At 74.1% G+C, this 14,543-nt stretch carries 14 protein-coding genes and 1 pseudogene; 8 read left to right on the top strand and 7 right to left on the bottom strand.

Going from position 1 to position 14,543, the window contains the following annotated elements; all coding sequences use genetic code 11:
• The first annotated feature begins 64 nt into the window (after nucleotides 1-64).
• Both M6G08_RS22945 and M6G08_RS22940 read left to right on the top strand, forming a co-directional pair.
• Complete coding sequence (locus M6G08_RS22945; RefSeq protein ID WP_272589043.1) at nucleotides 65-2,809, top strand: SpoIIE family protein phosphatase; 2,745 nt, start codon at nucleotides 65-67, stop codon at nucleotides 2,807-2,809.
• A 62-nt stretch (nucleotides 2,810-2,871) separates the two neighbouring features.
• Nucleotides 2,872-3,431: pseudogene (locus M6G08_RS22940) on the top strand (chitosanase); the annotation flags it as partial.
• A gap of 54 nt (nucleotides 3,432-3,485) precedes the next feature.
• Here M6G08_RS22940 and M6G08_RS22935 read toward each other — a convergent pair.
• Nucleotides 3,486-3,659 carry a CsbD family protein gene (locus M6G08_RS22935; RefSeq protein ID WP_272589042.1) on the bottom strand — a complete coding sequence of 58 codons (174 nt, stop codon included), beginning with the start codon at nucleotides 3,657-3,659 and terminating at the stop codon, nucleotides 3,486-3,488.
• 151 nt (nucleotides 3,660-3,810) lie between these two features.
• Here M6G08_RS22935 and M6G08_RS22930 point away from each other — a divergent pair, with 151 nt between their 5' ends.
• The gene (locus M6G08_RS22930; RefSeq protein ID WP_107063994.1) at nucleotides 3,811-3,957 is read left to right on the top strand and encodes a hypothetical protein; all 147 of its coding nucleotides are present in this window, start codon (nucleotides 3,811-3,813) and stop codon (nucleotides 3,955-3,957) included.
• A 25-nt stretch (nucleotides 3,958-3,982) separates the two neighbouring features.
• On the opposite strand, the gene M6G08_RS22925 is transcribed toward M6G08_RS22930, so the two are convergent.
• Nucleotides 3,983-5,449, bottom strand: coding sequence for an MFS transporter (locus M6G08_RS22925; RefSeq protein ID WP_272589041.1), 1,467 nt, complete (start codon nucleotides 5,447-5,449; stop codon nucleotides 3,983-3,985).
• Nucleotides 5,450-5,672: 223 nt separating this feature from the next.
• Between M6G08_RS22925 and M6G08_RS22920 the strand changes: the two genes are divergently transcribed.
• The gene (locus M6G08_RS22920) at nucleotides 5,673-7,037 is read left to right on the top strand and encodes an FAD-dependent oxidoreductase (RefSeq protein ID WP_272589040.1); all 1,365 of its coding nucleotides are present in this window, start codon (nucleotides 5,673-5,675) and stop codon (nucleotides 7,035-7,037) included.
• A gap of 95 nt (nucleotides 7,038-7,132) precedes the next feature.
• Here the strand turns inward: M6G08_RS22920 and M6G08_RS22915 are convergent, their stop codons facing one another.
• From M6G08_RS22915 to M6G08_RS22900, 4 genes are all read right to left on the bottom strand, one after another.
• A complete protein-coding gene (locus M6G08_RS22915; protein WP_272589039.1) occupies nucleotides 7,133-7,507 on the bottom strand; it encodes a hypothetical protein in 375 nt (124 codons plus the stop codon).
• Between the two features lie 65 nt (nucleotides 7,508-7,572).
• Nucleotides 7,573-8,097: a roadblock/LC7 domain-containing protein gene (locus M6G08_RS22910; RefSeq protein WP_272589038.1), complete on the bottom strand. Its 525-nt coding sequence runs from the start codon at nucleotides 8,095-8,097 to the stop codon at nucleotides 7,573-7,575.
• Between the two features lie 38 nt (nucleotides 8,098-8,135).
• Nucleotides 8,136-8,912 carry a hypothetical protein gene (locus M6G08_RS22905; protein WP_272589037.1) on the bottom strand — a complete coding sequence of 259 codons (777 nt, stop codon included), beginning with the start codon at nucleotides 8,910-8,912 and terminating at the stop codon, nucleotides 8,136-8,138.
• A gap of 14 nt (nucleotides 8,913-8,926) precedes the next feature.
• The gene (locus tag M6G08_RS22900; RefSeq protein WP_272589036.1) at nucleotides 8,927-9,322 is read right to left on the bottom strand and encodes a hypothetical protein; all 396 of its coding nucleotides are present in this window, start codon (nucleotides 9,320-9,322) and stop codon (nucleotides 8,927-8,929) included.
• 347 nt (nucleotides 9,323-9,669) lie between these two features.
• Here M6G08_RS22900 and M6G08_RS22895 point away from each other — a divergent pair, with 347 nt between their 5' ends.
• Nucleotides 9,670-10,746, top strand: a complete 1,077-nt coding sequence (locus M6G08_RS22895) for a YihY/virulence factor BrkB family protein (RefSeq protein WP_272589035.1) — start codon at nucleotides 9,670-9,672, stop codon at nucleotides 10,744-10,746.
• Between the two features lie 12 nt (nucleotides 10,747-10,758).
• Here M6G08_RS22895 and M6G08_RS22890 read toward each other — a convergent pair whose 3' ends face one another.
• On the bottom strand, nucleotides 10,759-11,553 hold the full coding sequence (locus tag M6G08_RS22890) for an SDR family NAD(P)-dependent oxidoreductase (protein ID WP_272589034.1): 795 nt from the start codon (nucleotides 11,551-11,553) through the stop codon (nucleotides 10,759-10,761).
• 193 nt (nucleotides 11,554-11,746) lie between these two features.
• On the opposite strand from M6G08_RS22890, the gene M6G08_RS22885 reads away from it, so the two are divergent.
• From M6G08_RS22885 to M6G08_RS22875, 3 genes are all read left to right on the top strand, one after another.
• Entirely contained in the window at nucleotides 11,747-12,898 is a 1,152-nt protein-coding gene (locus M6G08_RS22885) for a hypothetical protein (protein ID WP_272589033.1), read from the top strand.
• Nucleotides 12,899-12,985: 87 nt separating this feature from the next.
• Nucleotides 12,986-13,546: a (2Fe-2S)-binding protein gene (locus tag M6G08_RS22880; protein WP_272589032.1), complete on the top strand. Its 561-nt coding sequence runs from the start codon at nucleotides 12,986-12,988 to the stop codon at nucleotides 13,544-13,546.
• Entirely contained in the window at nucleotides 13,547-14,539 is a 993-nt protein-coding gene (locus tag M6G08_RS22875) for an FAD binding domain-containing protein (protein ID WP_272589031.1), read from the top strand.
• The last annotated feature ends 4 nt before the right edge of the window (nucleotides 14,540-14,543 follow it).

Here is a 14,543-nt window from a genome sequence, read left to right as displayed (position 1 = left end):
CCGGTGGCTCCGTCACCGGGGGCGCCCCTCGCCTCCTCGGGCGCGGCAGTGTAGACATGGGCACATGGTCCGACTGATGGGTCGATCGGGAGAGCGGTCACCCCGTCGTCCCAGCGGTTCGCTCGCCCGGGTCCGGCGAGACGCGGACCGGTCATGGCGAGGGGCGGGACGGCGAGGACGCGCGGCGGCGCTGCGCTCCGCGCTGTCCGGGCGCAGCGTCGCCGGCCAGGTCTTCGCCCTGAACGTGTTCATCGTGCTGCTGCTCGTCGTTGCGGCCGCGGTGGCGCTGGTGCTCCAGGTGCGGCACGACAGCGAGGTGGAGGCCCGCAATCGGTCCGTCGCCGTGGCCTCGACGTTCGCCAATTCCCCCGGCATCCGTGAGGCCCTGCGCAGCCCCGACCCCACGGCCGTGCTCCAGCCCCGGGCCGAGGCGGTGCGCAGGGCGACGGGCGTGGACTTCGTCGTCGTCATGAACACCGACGGCATCCGCTACACCCATCCCAAGCCCGATCGCATCGGCAAGGAGTTCGTGGGCACCATCGCCCCCGCGCTGAACGGGGAGACGGTGACCGAGCAGGTCGACGGGACCATCGGCCCGCTCGTGCAGGCCGTCGTGCCCGTCGAGGCGCCGGACGGCGAGGTGGTGGGCCTGGTGTCGGCCGGCATCACGACGGAGAACGTGGGCGGCGCCGCCGACCGGCAGCTGCCGCTGGTGCTGATCGTGGCGGGCGTCGGCCTGGTCCTGGCGACGGCGGGCACCGCGCTGGTCAGCCGGCGGCTGCTGCGGCAGACGCACGGCCTGGGGCCGCACGAGATGACCCGGATGTACGAACACCACGACGCCGTCCTGCACAGCGTCCGGGAGGGCGTGCTCATCGTCGGCCCCGACGGCCGGCTGCTGCTCGCCAACGACGAGGCGCAGCGCCTGCTCGACCTGCCCGCCGACGCCGAGGGACGGCAGGTCGGCGAACTGGGCCTCCCGGACGACACCGCGGAGCTGCTGGCCTCCGGCCGGGTCGCCACCGACGAGGTGCACCTGGTCGGGGACCGGCTGCTGGCGGTCAACCAGCGCCCCACGGACATCCGCGGCGGCCCCGCCGGAAGCGTCACCACGCTCCGGGACTCGACGGAGCTGCGGGCGCTGTCCGGACGGGCCGAGACCGCCCGCGAACGCCTGGAGATCCTGTACGCCGCCGGTGTGGGCATCGGCACCAGCCTGGACGTCACCCGCACCGCCGAGGAGCTGGCGGAGCTGGCCGTGCCCCGGTTCGCGGACTACGTCAGCGTCGACCTGTACGACGCCGTGCTGGCCGGCGGTCAGCCGGGCAGCGCGACCCCGCTGAGCCGCGCCGCGCTCAGCGGCATCCGCGAGGAGGTCCCGCTCTACCCGGTCGGCCGGCAACTCCGCTTCGTGGTCTCCTCCCCGCAGGGCCGCTCCCTGGAGACGGGCCGCCCCGTGCTCGAACCCCGGCTGGACGAGGCCCCGGGCTGGCAGGCACAGGACCTGGAGCGCTCCGCGCAGGTGGTGGAGTACGGCGTCCACTCGCTGATCACCGTGCCGCTGCGGGCGGGCACCCTGGTGCTCGGGGTGGTCAGCTTCTGGCGTTCGGAGAAACCCGAGCCGTTCGACGAGGACGAGCTGACGCTCGCCGAGGAACTGGTCGCGCGGGCCGCGGTCTCGATCGACAACGCGCGCCGCTACACCCGCGAGCACAGCATGGCGGTCACCCTCCAGCGCAGTCTGCTGCCGCGCCGGATGCCCGAGCAGAACGCCCTGGACGTCGCCTACCGGTACCTGCCGGCGCAGGCGGGGGTCGGCGGCGACTGGTTCGACGTACTGCCGCTGTCGGGGGCGCGGGTGGCCCTCGTGGTGGGCGACGTCGTCGGCCACGGGCTGCACGCGGCGGCCACCATGGGGCGGCTGCGGACGGCGGTGCACAACTTCACGTCGCTCGACCTGCCGCCCGACGAGCTGCTCGGCCTGCTCGACGAGCTGGTGGGCCGCATCGACCAGGACGAGGCGGCCGACGACACCGCCCCGGTCACCGGCGCGACCTGCCTCTACGCCGTGTACGACCCCGTCTCCCGGGTCTGTGTGCTGGCCCGCGCGGGTCACCCGCCGCCGGCGCTGATCCGGCCCGACGGCACCGTGGAGTTCCCGGAGGTGCCCGCCGGACCGCCGCTGGGCCTGGGCGGCCTGCCGTTCGAGACGACCGAGCTGCGCCTGGCGGAGGGGAGCCGGCTGGTGCTGTACACCGACGGGCTGGTCGAGACCCGGGAACACGACATCGACGTCGGCCTGGAGCACCTGCGCCGGGCGCTGGAGACGGCCGGTCAGTCGCCGGAGGAGACCTGCCGGACCGTCCTCGACGCCCGGCTCCCGGACCGGCCGGGCGACGACATCGCCCTGCTCGTCGCCCGCACCCACGCGCTCGGCCCCGACCGGGTCGCCGAGTGGCAGGTCCCGAACGACCCGGCGGCGGTCGGCGAGATCCGCTCCCAGGTCACCCGGCGGCTGGCCGAGTGGGGGCTGGACGAGCTGGCCTTCACGACCGAGCTGATCCTCAGCGAGCTGGTCACCAACGCGATCCGGTACGGCGGGGAGACCGTCCAGGTCCGGATGGTGCGGGACCGGAGCCTGATCTGCGAGGTGTTCGACAGCAGCAGCACCTCGCCGCACCTGCGGTACGCCGCCATGACGGACGAGGGCGGGCGCGGCCTCTTCCTCGTCGCGCAGCTCGCCGAGCGCTGGGGCACGCGGTACACGCCGGCCGGCAAGGTCATCTGGGCGGAGCAGCCGGTGCCCTGACGGGGCGCCGATATCGCGTCCGTGACGGATTCGCGGGCACCTCGCGCCGTGCCGTGCACGCCATGGCAGGCGTGTCACTGGCGACGATCGCCTTCCTGACACCCGAGCGGGCCTCGGCGACGGTGCGCGCTCCGGGTCTCGACGACCCGCCGAAGAGGGAGACCGCCATGCGCTTGGTGTCGAGCGCGGAGAACTCCTCGCTCGACGGGAAGGCGCAGTACCAGTACATCGAGGACATCGGCGACGGCCGCGGCTACACCGCCGGCATCATCGGCCGCTGTTCCGGCACCGGCGACATCCTCGACCTGGTGGGGCTCCACGCAACGTGCTCGCGCCCCGTCTGCCGGCGCTGCGCGCGGTCGACGGCTCGGACGCGCACGAGGGTCGCCGGGCCGCCCGCGATCCGGATTTCCGCCGGGCGCGGGACGACGAACGCGACCGCGTCTGCTTCGGCCCGGCCGTACGGCAGGCAAAGGCGGACGGACTTGCGCACGCCCGGGCAGTTCGCGTACTACGACGCGATCGTCATGCACGGCGGTGGTGAGGAACCGCCCGGGCTTCGGCGGCATCCGTGCGCGCCCCGGGCCGTGCCCTGCCCCCGTCCCGGGGCGGTGACGAGGTGACGAGGGCGGCCCGGACCCACCGCCGGGCACGACGCCCTTCGCGGGTTCCGGTGTCAGTGCCGGAACGCGTCCTTGCCCTTCTCCTTGGCCTGCCGGGCGTCGCCCTTGGACTGCTCGGCGCGGCCCTCGGCCGTCATGCGCTCGTTGCCGACGGCCCGGCCGGCCGCTTCCTTGGCCTTCCCCTTGGCCTGTTCCGTCTTGGCCTTGGACTTCTGGTTGCCGGCCACAGTGGCTCACCTCTCGGCGTTCGCTTGCGATGTCCTGCCCCTGCGGGTCGCCCGGCGCGGCCGGATCAAACCCGGCGGCCCGCGGGGTGAGCGGGCGAGCGCGGGGTAGGCGGTCGGCAGGAAACACCCGTCGTCGACTCGGAGGAACGTCATGGCCGGAGTACTGGACCGGATCAAGCGGTTCGCGCGCAGCCCGCAGGGCCGCCGGGCGACGGAGCAGGTGCGCAGGGCGGCGGCGGACCCGCGCCGGCGGGCCCAGGCCCAGCAGATGCTGCGGAAGTTCGGCAAGCGGCGCTGAGCGGCCGCTCCACCGGGGCGGCGCCTCAGCCCTGGCCCGCGTGGGTGTGGCTGTGGGACCGCTCGGGCGGGCAGCGTCCGGCGCGGCCCGCGCGGTCCCGCCGCCAGTCGAGGACCGCGACGGTCAGCGCGCACAGCATGGCGACGACACCGGAGCCGACCGACAGGGCCACGGCCTGGTGGTAGTCGTGGGTGGCGTTCAGCGTCAGGTAGAACAGCCCCGGCAGCGCGGCGGTGCCGACGGCGCCGCCCAGTCGCTGGCCCGTCTGGAGGGCGCCCCCGGCCGCGCCCGCCATCCGCACCGGCACGTCCCGCAGCGTCATGGTGATGTTCGGGGAGATCACGCAGCCGCTGCCCAGGCCTCCGACCAGCAGGGCCGGCGCCGCGAACCACACGGCCCGGTCGGAGGGCGTGAGCCACAGCACCACGGCGGTGGTGCCCAGCCCCGCCATGACGGCCACCAGCCCCCAGACCGTCAGCAGCCGTCCCAGCCGCTCGACCAGCCGGCCCGCCACGGCCGCGGCGGCGGCGGAACCCACGGCGAACGGGGTCACCGCCAGGCCGGACATGAGCGGCGAGTAGCCGAGGCCGTTCTGGAAGAAGAGCGCGAAGACCAGCCACACGCCGCTGAACCCGACGAAGTACAGGGCGGCCAGACCCGCGCCGGTGGCGTAGCCGCGGGTCTCGGTGAGCAGGCCGGGATCGAGCAGCGGCTCGCCGCCGTGGCGGGCGACCCGCCGTTCCCAGCGCGCGAAGGCGGCCAGGAGGACCAGCCCCACCGGGAACAGCCACCACACCCTGGCGACCCCGCCGCCCTCGGCGAGCACCAGCGGCAGCATCAGGGCCAGGATGCCGGCGCCCAGGAGTGCCACTCCCACGGGGTCCAGCCGCCCCCGGCCACCGGGGGCGACCCGGGGCAGGAGGCGGAGGCCGAGCACGAGGGCCAGGGCGCCGAGCGGCACGTTGACGTAGAAGATCCAGCGCCAGCCGCCGGAGCCCGCCAGGGCCAGGATCAGTCCGCCGACGACCGGCCCCACCGCGCTGGAGACACCGACGGTGGCACCGAACAGCCCGAAGGCGCGGCCGCGCTCCGCGCCCCGGAACAGTTGCTGGATGAGCGCCGAGTTCTGCGGCGCGATGCTGCCCGCGGCGACCCCCTGGGCGAGCCGCGCGACGACCAGGAGTTCGATGCCCGGCGCGGCCCCGGCCGCGGCGCTGAAGACGACGAAGGCGGCCAGGGCGACGAGGAAGACGCGGCGCCTGCCGAACGTGTCGCCGACCCGGCCGGCGGTGACCAGCGTCAGGGCGAACGCGAGGGCGTAGCCGGACACGACCCACTGCACCGACGCCGCCGAGGCGTGCAGGTCCCGTTGCATGGACGGCAGGGCGACCGCGACGATCGTGACGTCCAGCAGGGTCATGAAGCCGGCGACCAGCGTCACCCACAGGGCCCGCCACCGGTTCGGATCCGGGCGGTCGTCCGGACGGTGCACCGGGGGCTCCCCTCGTGAGGTGGACGCGATCGCCTGCCTCACGCCTTGGTCACCCGTGACCGGGGGTTCAAACCCCGGCCCGGAGCCCGGGGCAAAGTCAGGCCATGACATCCCATAAGATCGACTTATGGGCCCATAGACCGGACCCGCGTACCGACTTAGGCTTGCCTTAGCTTAGGCTTCCCCAAGAGTCGATCTGTCACCGCTCGAAGGGAACCTGAACATGCCCCGCCCTCTGCGGGTAGCCATCGTCGGATCCGGCCCGGCCGGGATCTACGCCGCCGACGCCCTGCTCAAGTCCGAGGTGGCCGCCGACCCCGGTGTGTCCATCGACATCTTCGAGCGCATGCCCGCCCCGTTCGGACTGATCCGGTACGGCGTCGCGCCCGACCACCCGCGGATCAAGGGCATCATCACGGCCCTGCACCAGGTGCTCGACAAGCCGCAGATCCGTCTCTTCGGCAACGTCGACTACCCGACCGACATCAGCCTGGACGACCTGCGCGCCTTCTACGACGGCGTGATCTTCGCCACGGGCGCCACGGCCGACCGGGCGCTGCCGATCCCCGGCATCGACCTCGACGGCTCCTACGGTGCCGCCGAGTTCGTCGCCTGGTACGACGGCCACCCCGACTTCCCGCGCACCTGGCCGCTGGAGGCGGAGAAGGTCGCCGTCCTCGGTGTCGGCAACGTGGCCCTCGACATCGCGCGGGTCCTCGCCAAGACGGCCGACGAGCTGCTGCCGACCGAGATCCCGCCGAACGTCTACGAGGGCCTGAAGGCCAACAAGGCGCTCGAGGTCCACGTCTTCGGCCGCCGCGGCCCGGCGCAGGCGAAGTTCAGCCCGATGGAGCTGCGCGAGCTGGACCACTCCCCCAACATCGAGGTCATCGTCGACCCCGAGGACATCGACTACGACGACGGCTCGATCGCCACCCGGCGCGGCAACAAGCAGGCCGACATGGTCGCCAAGACGCTCGAGAACTGGGCGATCCGCGACGTCGGCGACCGGCCGCACAAGCTGTTCCTGCACTTCTTCGAGTCGCCCTCGGAGATCCTCGGCGAGGACGGCAAGGTCGTCGGCCTGCGCACCGAGCGCACCGCGCTGGACGGCACCGGCAATGTCAAGGGCACCGGCGAGTTCAAGGACTGGGACGTCCAGGCCGTCTACCGGGCCGTGGGCTACCTCTCCGACCAGCTGCCCAAGCTGCCCTGGGACATCGACTCGGGCACGGTCCCGGACGAGGGCGGACGCGTCATCCAGGAGTCCGGCGAGCACCTGCAGTCGACGTACGTCACCGGCTGGATCCGGCGCGGCCCGGTCGGCCTGATCGGCCACACCAAGGGCGACGCCAACGAGACGGTCGCCAACCTGCTGGCGGACTACGCGGGCGGTCGGCTGCAGACGCCCGCCGCGCCGGAGCCGGAGGCGGTGGACACCTTCCTCGCCGAGCGGAACGTCCGCTTCACCACCTGGGACGGCTGGTACAGGCTCGACGCCGCGGAGAAGGCGCTGGGCGAGCCGCAGGGCCGCGAGCGCGTGAAGCTCGTCGAGCGTGAGGACATGCTCCGGGAGAGCGGCGCCTGAGCCGTCCGGGAGCGCGCGGGCGTGGGCCCGGGACGAGGGGAGTGCTCTCGTCCCGGGCCCACGCCCGTCGGTCCGGGTGCGCCGCGCGCCCGGGCTCAGACCTCCAGTTCGCCCTCGATCCGGCGCAGCTGGTGGCGGGCCATCGCCAGGTTGGCGCGGCTCGCGTCGAGCACCAGGTAGAGGAACAGCCCGTTGCCGCCGCGGCCCTTGAGCAGGCGGATCAGGTGGTACTGGCTGTTCAGGGTGATCAGGATGTCCTCGATCTCCTCCTTCAGGCCGAGGAGTTCCATGGTGCGGAGCTTGGCGCGCACGACGTCGGTGTTGCCGGCGGCGGCCACCTCCAGATTGAACTCCTTGGTGCCGCCCAGGGTGCCGAGGGCCATGCCGCTGGTGTAGTCGACCAGGGCGGCGGCCGACGCGCCGTCGATAACGCTGAGGCATTCCTTGAGTGAGGTCTCCAGGTTGGCCATGCGTGGTTCCTTTCCGGACGTGATCGGTGCGGGATCGGTGCGTGATTCGGTACGTGATCGGTTGATCAGGTCGGCCGGCGGTGGCCGCCGGCCTGCGGGCTGGGTCGGTGCGCGGGCCGCTGCGGGGTGCGTACCGGCAGGGTCCCGATGGGGCGGTCCGTCTCCGCGGCCGCGGGGGTGACGTGCTTGGCGGGCGCGGTGCGGGCGCGGTCCTGGCCGACGCGGTCGGCGACCAGCTCCCCGATCCGCGCGCCGCTGCGCCGGCCCTCCAGATGCAGCCGGCCCACGTTGACCCGGCCGTCGGCGAGCAGGGTGAGCACGGCGGCCGGACCGGCGGCGTAGGTGGCGACGTAGCCGTCCGCGCCGCGCAGCAGCAGCTCGCGGAAGCCGCCGCGCGCGGTGGCCTCGGCCATGCGGTGCGCGACGCCGAGGGCGGCGGCGGTGAGCGCGGCGAGCCCCTCGGGTTCGGTCCCCGGTGCGTCGTGGGCCAGGACGAGCCCGTCGACCGTGGCCGCGAGTGAGCCGGTCAGCTGGGGCACGCGGCCTCGCAGGCGGTGCAGTTCGTCCAGCACGTCGCTCTCGACGGCCATGAGCAGTCTCCTTTCGGCACGCTGACGGCGCGCGCGGATCACAGGGCCTCCAGGGCGTCTCGGAGCCGGCGCAGCAGGGCGGTGTCCGGGTCGTCCCACACGCCCCTGCCCGGGTCGGCCGCCGGGCGCGACGGTGCGGGCGCGGGTGGCGCCGGGGCGACGAGACCGGCGGCGGCCAGGCGGCGCAGTTCGACGAGGGTGTGGTACGTGCGGCAGGCGAGCGCCGAGGCGATCTCGGCGGCCGTGCGGACGCCGTCGACCTGCGTCAGGGCCCGGCTGCGCCGCACCGGCAGAGCCGCGGCGCGGGCGTCGGGCACCCGGGTGAGGGGGGCGGTGTCGATGGCGGCGTCCGGCCAGATGCGGTCCAGCAGGGCGCGCCGGCGTCCGGTCTCGCGGACCACGACGTCCACGGGCACGGACCGGACCGCGCCGAGCCAGTGCACGGCGCCGGGACGGAAGCGGTGGGCGCGCGTGTCGTGGGCGAGGACGAAGTAGGCGGCGTCGAACAGCGCGCCCAGGTGGCAGACCTCCAGCGCCCCGGCGGCGAGCCGGCCGCTGTCCACCAGCCGGTGTCCGACCCGGTGCTGGGTTCTGCCCCGGTCGACCGCGTCCCACCAGCCGTCCGGGGCGACGGCGCCACTGCGGGTGAGCAGCGCCCCGAGGTCCGGGGTGAAGGCGGACTCCACCTGCACGACGCGGCCCGCCGACAGGTAGACGATGCCCCGCTCGCCGGAGAGGGCACCGGTCGCTCCCTCGGCCGCGAGCGCCCGCAGCGCCGCCGACGTCGTCTCGTGCGCGGTCCACGTGGTCGTCACTCCGGTCGCCCTCGTCACCCGAGCACCAGACGGTCCGCCATCTCGGCCAGCCGGATGCGGGCCAGGGCGAGGTTTCCGTCGCCCCGGTCCAGCCACAGGTGGAGGAAGACGGTGCTGTCGAAGGGGGTACTGACGAAGCGGAGCAGGTGGTAGGAGTCGGCGGTGGTGGCGATCAGGTCCTCGACCGCCGGTTCCTTGTTCGGCCCGGCGGCGCCGCCGGCGCCCAGGGAGCCGTGCTCCGCGACGTGTCGGGCCAGTTCGGCGGTCTCCGCCGCGGTCGCCTCCCAGTCACCGCCCGGCGCGTCGCCGACGGCACCCAGGGCGAGTCCGCTGATCCAGTCGACCAGCGACGCGCCCCGCACACCGGGCAGCCGCATGGCTTCCACCAGACTCTCGTCGATTCCGGGCACGCCGGATCCCCTCCCCTGCACGGCTGTACCGCGAACGTGACGCCGAGACTACGGAAAGTGCACGCATCCGGTGAGCGCTTTGGCATTTTCCAGAGGAACGTGCGCGCGCTGCGGCATACTGCGGTGTTTGGCCGTGCGGCGGCCCGGCGGAGGGGCATCGCGCGGGCAGGCCCGCCCCGGTGCGGATGGTGGGCGGGCCTGTCCGCGAGGGCCATGGTGAGGGCGGCGCGCCGTGGCGGACCACGGGTGAACGGGGCCGGCCTCGGGTGCGGGCCGCGCGCCCGGCACGTTTCCCGCACACGGGTGCTCCAGTGCTTGGGTACGGCGTGGCGGGCAACCCGGGGGCCATGGACCGACCTCACCTCCCCCGTCGCGGGGCACATGCCAACGACGGCACCGCGGACGCGGACCGCGCGCCGGACCGGACCGGGTCCGGGGACTACGGTCCGGACGCCGCCACCGAGCGTGCCGCGCCGGACTCCCCCACCGGACTGCCGAAACGCTCGTGGTCCGCGCTGCTGCGGCGCGTGGTCTCCGAGTTCAAGGACGACGAGCTGACCGACCGCGCCGCCGCCCTCACCTACTACGGCATCCTTTCGCTCTTCCCGGCCCTGCTGGTGCTGGTCTCCCTGCTGGGGATCGCCGGGCAGTCGGCCACCCAGGAGGTCCTGGACAACATCCAGAAGCTCGCGCCCGGCGCCGCGCGGGACGTCATCACCAACGCGGTGGAACAGCTGCAGGCCAAGGCCGGTCTGGGGTCCGTGCTGGCGGTGGTCGGCCTGGTCGGCGCGATCTGGTCGGCGTCCGGCTACGTGGCCGCGTTCATCCGCGCCGCGAACGCGGTGTACGACGTGCCCGAGGGACGCCCCGTGTGGAAGGTGCTGCCGCTGCGGGTGGCGCTGACCGTGGTGCTGCTGGTGCTCGCCGTGGTCAGCGCGCTCATCGTCGTCTTCACCGGCAGCCTGGCCCAGCAGGCGGGCACCGCGCTCGGTGTCGGCGACACCGCGATGACGGTGTGGACGTACGCCAAGTGGCCCGTGCTCGTCCTGCTCGTCACCTCGATGATCGCGATCCTGTACTGGGCCACCCCCAACGCCCGGGGCAGGGGCTTCAAGTGGGTCACGCCGGGCAGCCTGCTCGCGCTGCTGATCTGGCTGGTGGCCTCCGCGGGCTTCGCCTTCTACGTGGCGAACTTCGGCTCGTACAACAAGACCTACGGCACCCTGGCGGGCGTCATCATCTTCCTGGTGTGGCTGTGGGTGACGAACCTGGCCATCCTGTTCGGCCTGGAGTTCGACGCCGAGCTGGCGAGGCAACGGGTGATCGACGGCGGCCATCCGCCGGACGAGGAGCCCTACGTCGAGCCCCGCGACACGCGGGCATGGGACGAGGCCGACCGACGGCGCGCGTCGCCGGACGAGTGACGCCCGCCCGGCCTACGGCAGGATCGAGTCGACGTATCCGCCGTCGACGCGGACGGCCGCTCCCGTGGTGGCGGAGGCCTGGGGCGAGCTCAGGTACACCACGAGGTTGGCGATCTCCTCGGGCTCGATCAGCCGCTGGAGCAGCGACTGCGGGCGGTGTTCACGCATGAAGGCGCGCTGGGCCTCGTCCCAGGGGAGGTCCCGGTCGACGAGCTGGTACACGAAGTCCTCCACGCCCTCGGTGCGGGTCGGCCCCGCGATGACGGAGTTGACGGTGACGCCGCTGCCGGCCGCCTCCTTGGCGAAGCCGCGGCCCACCGCGAGCAGGGCCGTCTTGGAGACCCCGTAGTGGATCATCTCGGCCGGGATCACGACGGCCGAGTCACTCGCGATGTACAGCACCCGGCCCCAGCCCCGTTCCCTCATCCGGGGGAGATGGGCGCGCGTCAGCCTGACGCCCGCGAGGACGTTGATCTCGAAGTAGCGGCGCCACTCGGCGTCGCTGATCTCCAGCGCGGGAACGGCGCCGAAGACGCCGAGGTTGTTCACGAGGATGTCCACGTCGGGCAGCGTCTCCAGGGCCCGCTCGGCGCCCTCCTCGGTGCCGAGGTCGGCCGCCACCGGCACGAACGCGCCGTCCGGCACCTCGGCCCGCAGTCCCGTCACGCTCTCCTCCAGGCGGCCGGCGTCGCGTCCGTTGACGCCCACCGTGGCACCGGCCCGGGCCAGACCGGCGGCGATCGCCGCGCCGATGCCCTGCGAGGAGCCCGTCACCAGTGCGGTCCGCCCGCCGAGGTCGAGGTTCATCAGGTCGCTCCCTTTCATGCCGTACGGTCGGTCCTCGTGCTCCCGCCCACTCTCGCGCACGGCGCACCCGGGACCCGCCGGCGCCACCGCGCGCCGCCCCTCGCCCCGCCCGGTCGGCGGACCCCGAGTGCTCTCGGCTGACCTGCGGCGACGATACTTGCCTCTGTCCGTGCCCCTGCTTCCCGATGGACTCATGCCGACCTCTTCCGCCGCCCTCCCCTCGACTCCGCCCACGCTGTGGTCCGCCCGCGGCCGCCACGTCGGATCCGCGGCCGAGGACACCGTCCGGGACCACCTCCAGCGGATGAGGGACGGCCAGGTCGTCGACGACTTCCTGGAGCTGCCCGACGAGCCCCCGGAGCGGAGTGCCGGTGTCCGGGTCTTCGAGGCCCGCTGGAAGGCCCCGGGTCCCGTCACCGTGCGGGCCAGGCTGACCCTGGCGCCCCCTTCGGCCGGCGGGCAGGAGTGGACGCTGCTGGCGGAGGCCGAGGCGGCCTGGGACAACGCCTGGCCCTCCCCCGCCACCGTGTTCTGGCCAGACGACCCGGACGTCACCTGGGACCGGGACATCGCCACGGGTCTGCGGCTGCGGGGCATCAACACCCTCCCGGACGACGACAAGGCGGTACGCAGGCTGCTCAAGGAGGCCGGGCGCAGTCCGTGGAACATCCACGTCGTCGTGCACGAGGCGATGACCCCGGACCACCGGGGCCGGGTACCGCTGGCGGACCGGCTGCCGCCGGGCCTGCGGCACCGCGTGGTCGAGCACCGCGCCGCACCCCAGCAGCTGCGGGTGGTGAACTGGGCGCTGGAGGACTTCGGCGTCCAGGTGCCGCGCGGCGGTGCCGCGGTGCTGCCCGGCACCCCGGCCCCGGACGGCTGGGAGGCCGGGGACTTCTCCGTGCGCACCGTCTTCCTGGACGGGTCCGAACCGGCCGGCCTGATCGCCGCCGTGACGTCGTTCGACGCCCTGGCGCGGCCGCTGACGGCCGACGCCCAGGAGGCCCTCGCCGCCCTGCGGGAGGACTGGCGGCTGCTGACCATGGCCGAGGAACTGGAGCGCGAGCGCAAGCTCGTGGCGATGTACGCCGAGGCCCTGGAGGCCATGACGCAGTCCCGGGACCTCTACCGGGAGGCGGCCGAGAGCGCGGCCGAGGCCCTGGCCGCCTACCGGGAGTCCGCCGGCGGCCTGCCGGCCGGGCGGGCGCCGTCCGAGCCGCCCGCGTCCCCGTTCCGGGGGCTGACCCGCACGCTGGAACGGTTCCGGGGCACCGGCCGGTCACGCCGTACGGCTCCTCCCGGCCAGGACGGCGAGAAGGGCGCCCCGGGCGACTCCGGCGGCTGACTGAGGGCACCCTCACGTGTCAGGCGACGGGAGGTGGATACGCGGACCGCACAGCCGTACGGCCCGTCCCGGAAGGTCACCGACGCCATGGACAGCCAGCACGAGGGCACCGCCCCCGCCTCCCCGCCACCGACGTCCCGGTCGGACACCACGCTCCGCGTCAACGGCAAACCGCACACCCTCACCGTCGACCACCGCCGCGTACTGCTGGACCTGCTGCGGGAGGACCTCGGTCTCGCGGGTGCCAAGAAGGGCTGCGACCACGGGCAGTGCGGCGCCTGCACGGTCCTCGTGGACGGGCGGCGCGTCAACAGCTGCCTGCTGTTCGCCGTCGCCCTGGACGGCTGCGAGATCACCACCGTCGAGGGCCTCGCCGGGGACGGCGAGGAACTGCACCCGATGCAGCGGGCCTTCCTGGACCGCGACGCCTTCCAGTGCGGGTACTGCACGCCGGGACAGATCTGCTCCGCGGTGGGCGTGCTCGCCGAGGCGGCTGCCGGGCACCCGTCCCACGTCACCGACCCGCAGGCCCCCTCCGGCGAGCCCGTCCCGCTGGGCCGCGAGGAGATCCGGGAGCGGCTGAGCGGCAACATCTGCCGGTGCGGGGCCTACCCGCGCATCGCCGACGCGGTCGAGGACGTGATCTGAGTGCAGCCCTTCGCCTACGTACGGGCCGGCAGCGTCGAGGAGGCCACCGACGCGTTCGCCGCCCACCCCGGCGCCCGCTACCTCGGCGGCGGCACCAACCTCGTCGACCTGATGAAGCTCGGCGTGGAGACGCCCGCCGCCCTCGTCGACGTCACCCGGCTGCCGCTGGACACCGTGGAGGAACTGCCCGACGGTTCGCTGCGGGCCGGGGCCATGGTGCGCAACAGCGACCTCGCGGCCCATCCCGCCGTCCGCGACCGCTACCCCGCGCTGTCCCAGGCGCTGCTGGCGGGCGCCTCGGGGCAGTTGCGCAACGCCGCCACCACGGGCGGCAACCTGTTGCAGCGCACCCGCTGCCCCTACTTCCAGGACCTGTCCAAGCCCTGCAACAAGCGGGAGCCCGGCACGGGTTGCGGCGCCCTCCAGGGCGTGCACCGCGACCACGCGGTGCTCGGCCACTCCGAGCAGTGCATCGCCACCCACCCGTCGGACATGGCGGTGGCGCTCGCCGCCCTCGACGCCCGGGTGGAGCTGCACGGCCCCGACGGCACCCGGAGCGTGCCCGCCGCCGACTTCCACCGCCTGCCCGGCACGCACCCCGAGCGGGACACGGAGATCCACCCCGGCGAGCTGATCACCGGCGTGGTCCTGCCCGCCGCCACCGCCGGGCTGCCCTCGGCGTACCGCAAGGCGCGGGACCGGGCGTCGTACGCCTTCGCCCTGGCCTCCGTCGCCGTCGTCCTGCACATGGCGGACGGGGTGGTGGACCGCGCCGGGATCGCCTTCGGGGCGCTGGCGCACCGGCCCTGGCGGGCTCGGCGGGCCGAGGACGCGCTGGTGGGCGCGGCGCCCACCACGGCGGCCTTCGAGCACGCCGTCGACCTGGAACTTGCCGCCGCCGAACCGCTGCGGGACAACGCCTACAAGGTGCCGCTGGCCCGCCGGCTGGCCCTGGACGTACTGGACCGGCTCGCGCCGCCCGCCACCACCTGAACCG

This window comes from Streptomyces sp. M92, assembly GCF_028473745.1.
Lineage (GTDB): Bacteria > Actinomycetota > Actinomycetes > Streptomycetales > Streptomycetaceae > Streptomyces.
This window is presented reverse-complemented; position numbering and strand designations above follow the sequence as displayed.

Coding starts and splice junctions, on each gene's coding strand:
- M6G08_RS22945 (WP_272589043.1), top strand. CDS start 65: ATGGTCCGACTGATGGGTCGATCGGGAGAGCGGTCACCCCGTCGTCCC.
- M6G08_RS22930 (WP_107063994.1), top strand. CDS start 3,811: ATGGCCGGAGTACTGGACCGGATCAAGCGGTTCGCGCGCAGCCCGCAG.
- M6G08_RS22920 (WP_272589040.1), top strand. CDS start 5,673: ATGCCCCGCCCTCTGCGGGTAGCCATCGTCGGATCCGGCCCGGCCGGG.
- M6G08_RS22915 (WP_272589039.1), bottom strand. CDS start 7,507: ATGGCCAACCTGGAGACCTCACTCAAGGAATGCCTCAGCGTTATCGAC.
- M6G08_RS22910 (WP_272589038.1), bottom strand. CDS start 8,097: ATGGCCGTCGAGAGCGACGTGCTGGACGAACTGCACCGCCTGCGAGGC.
- M6G08_RS22895 (WP_272589035.1), top strand. CDS start 9,670: ATGGACCGACCTCACCTCCCCCGTCGCGGGGCACATGCCAACGACGGC.
- M6G08_RS22890 (WP_272589034.1), bottom strand. CDS start 11,553: ATGAACCTCGACCTCGGCGGGCGGACCGCACTGGTGACGGGCTCCTCG.
- M6G08_RS22885 (WP_272589033.1), top strand. CDS start 11,747: ATGCCGACCTCTTCCGCCGCCCTCCCCTCGACTCCGCCCACGCTGTGG.
- M6G08_RS22880 (WP_272589032.1), top strand. CDS start 12,986: ATGGACAGCCAGCACGAGGGCACCGCCCCCGCCTCCCCGCCACCGACG.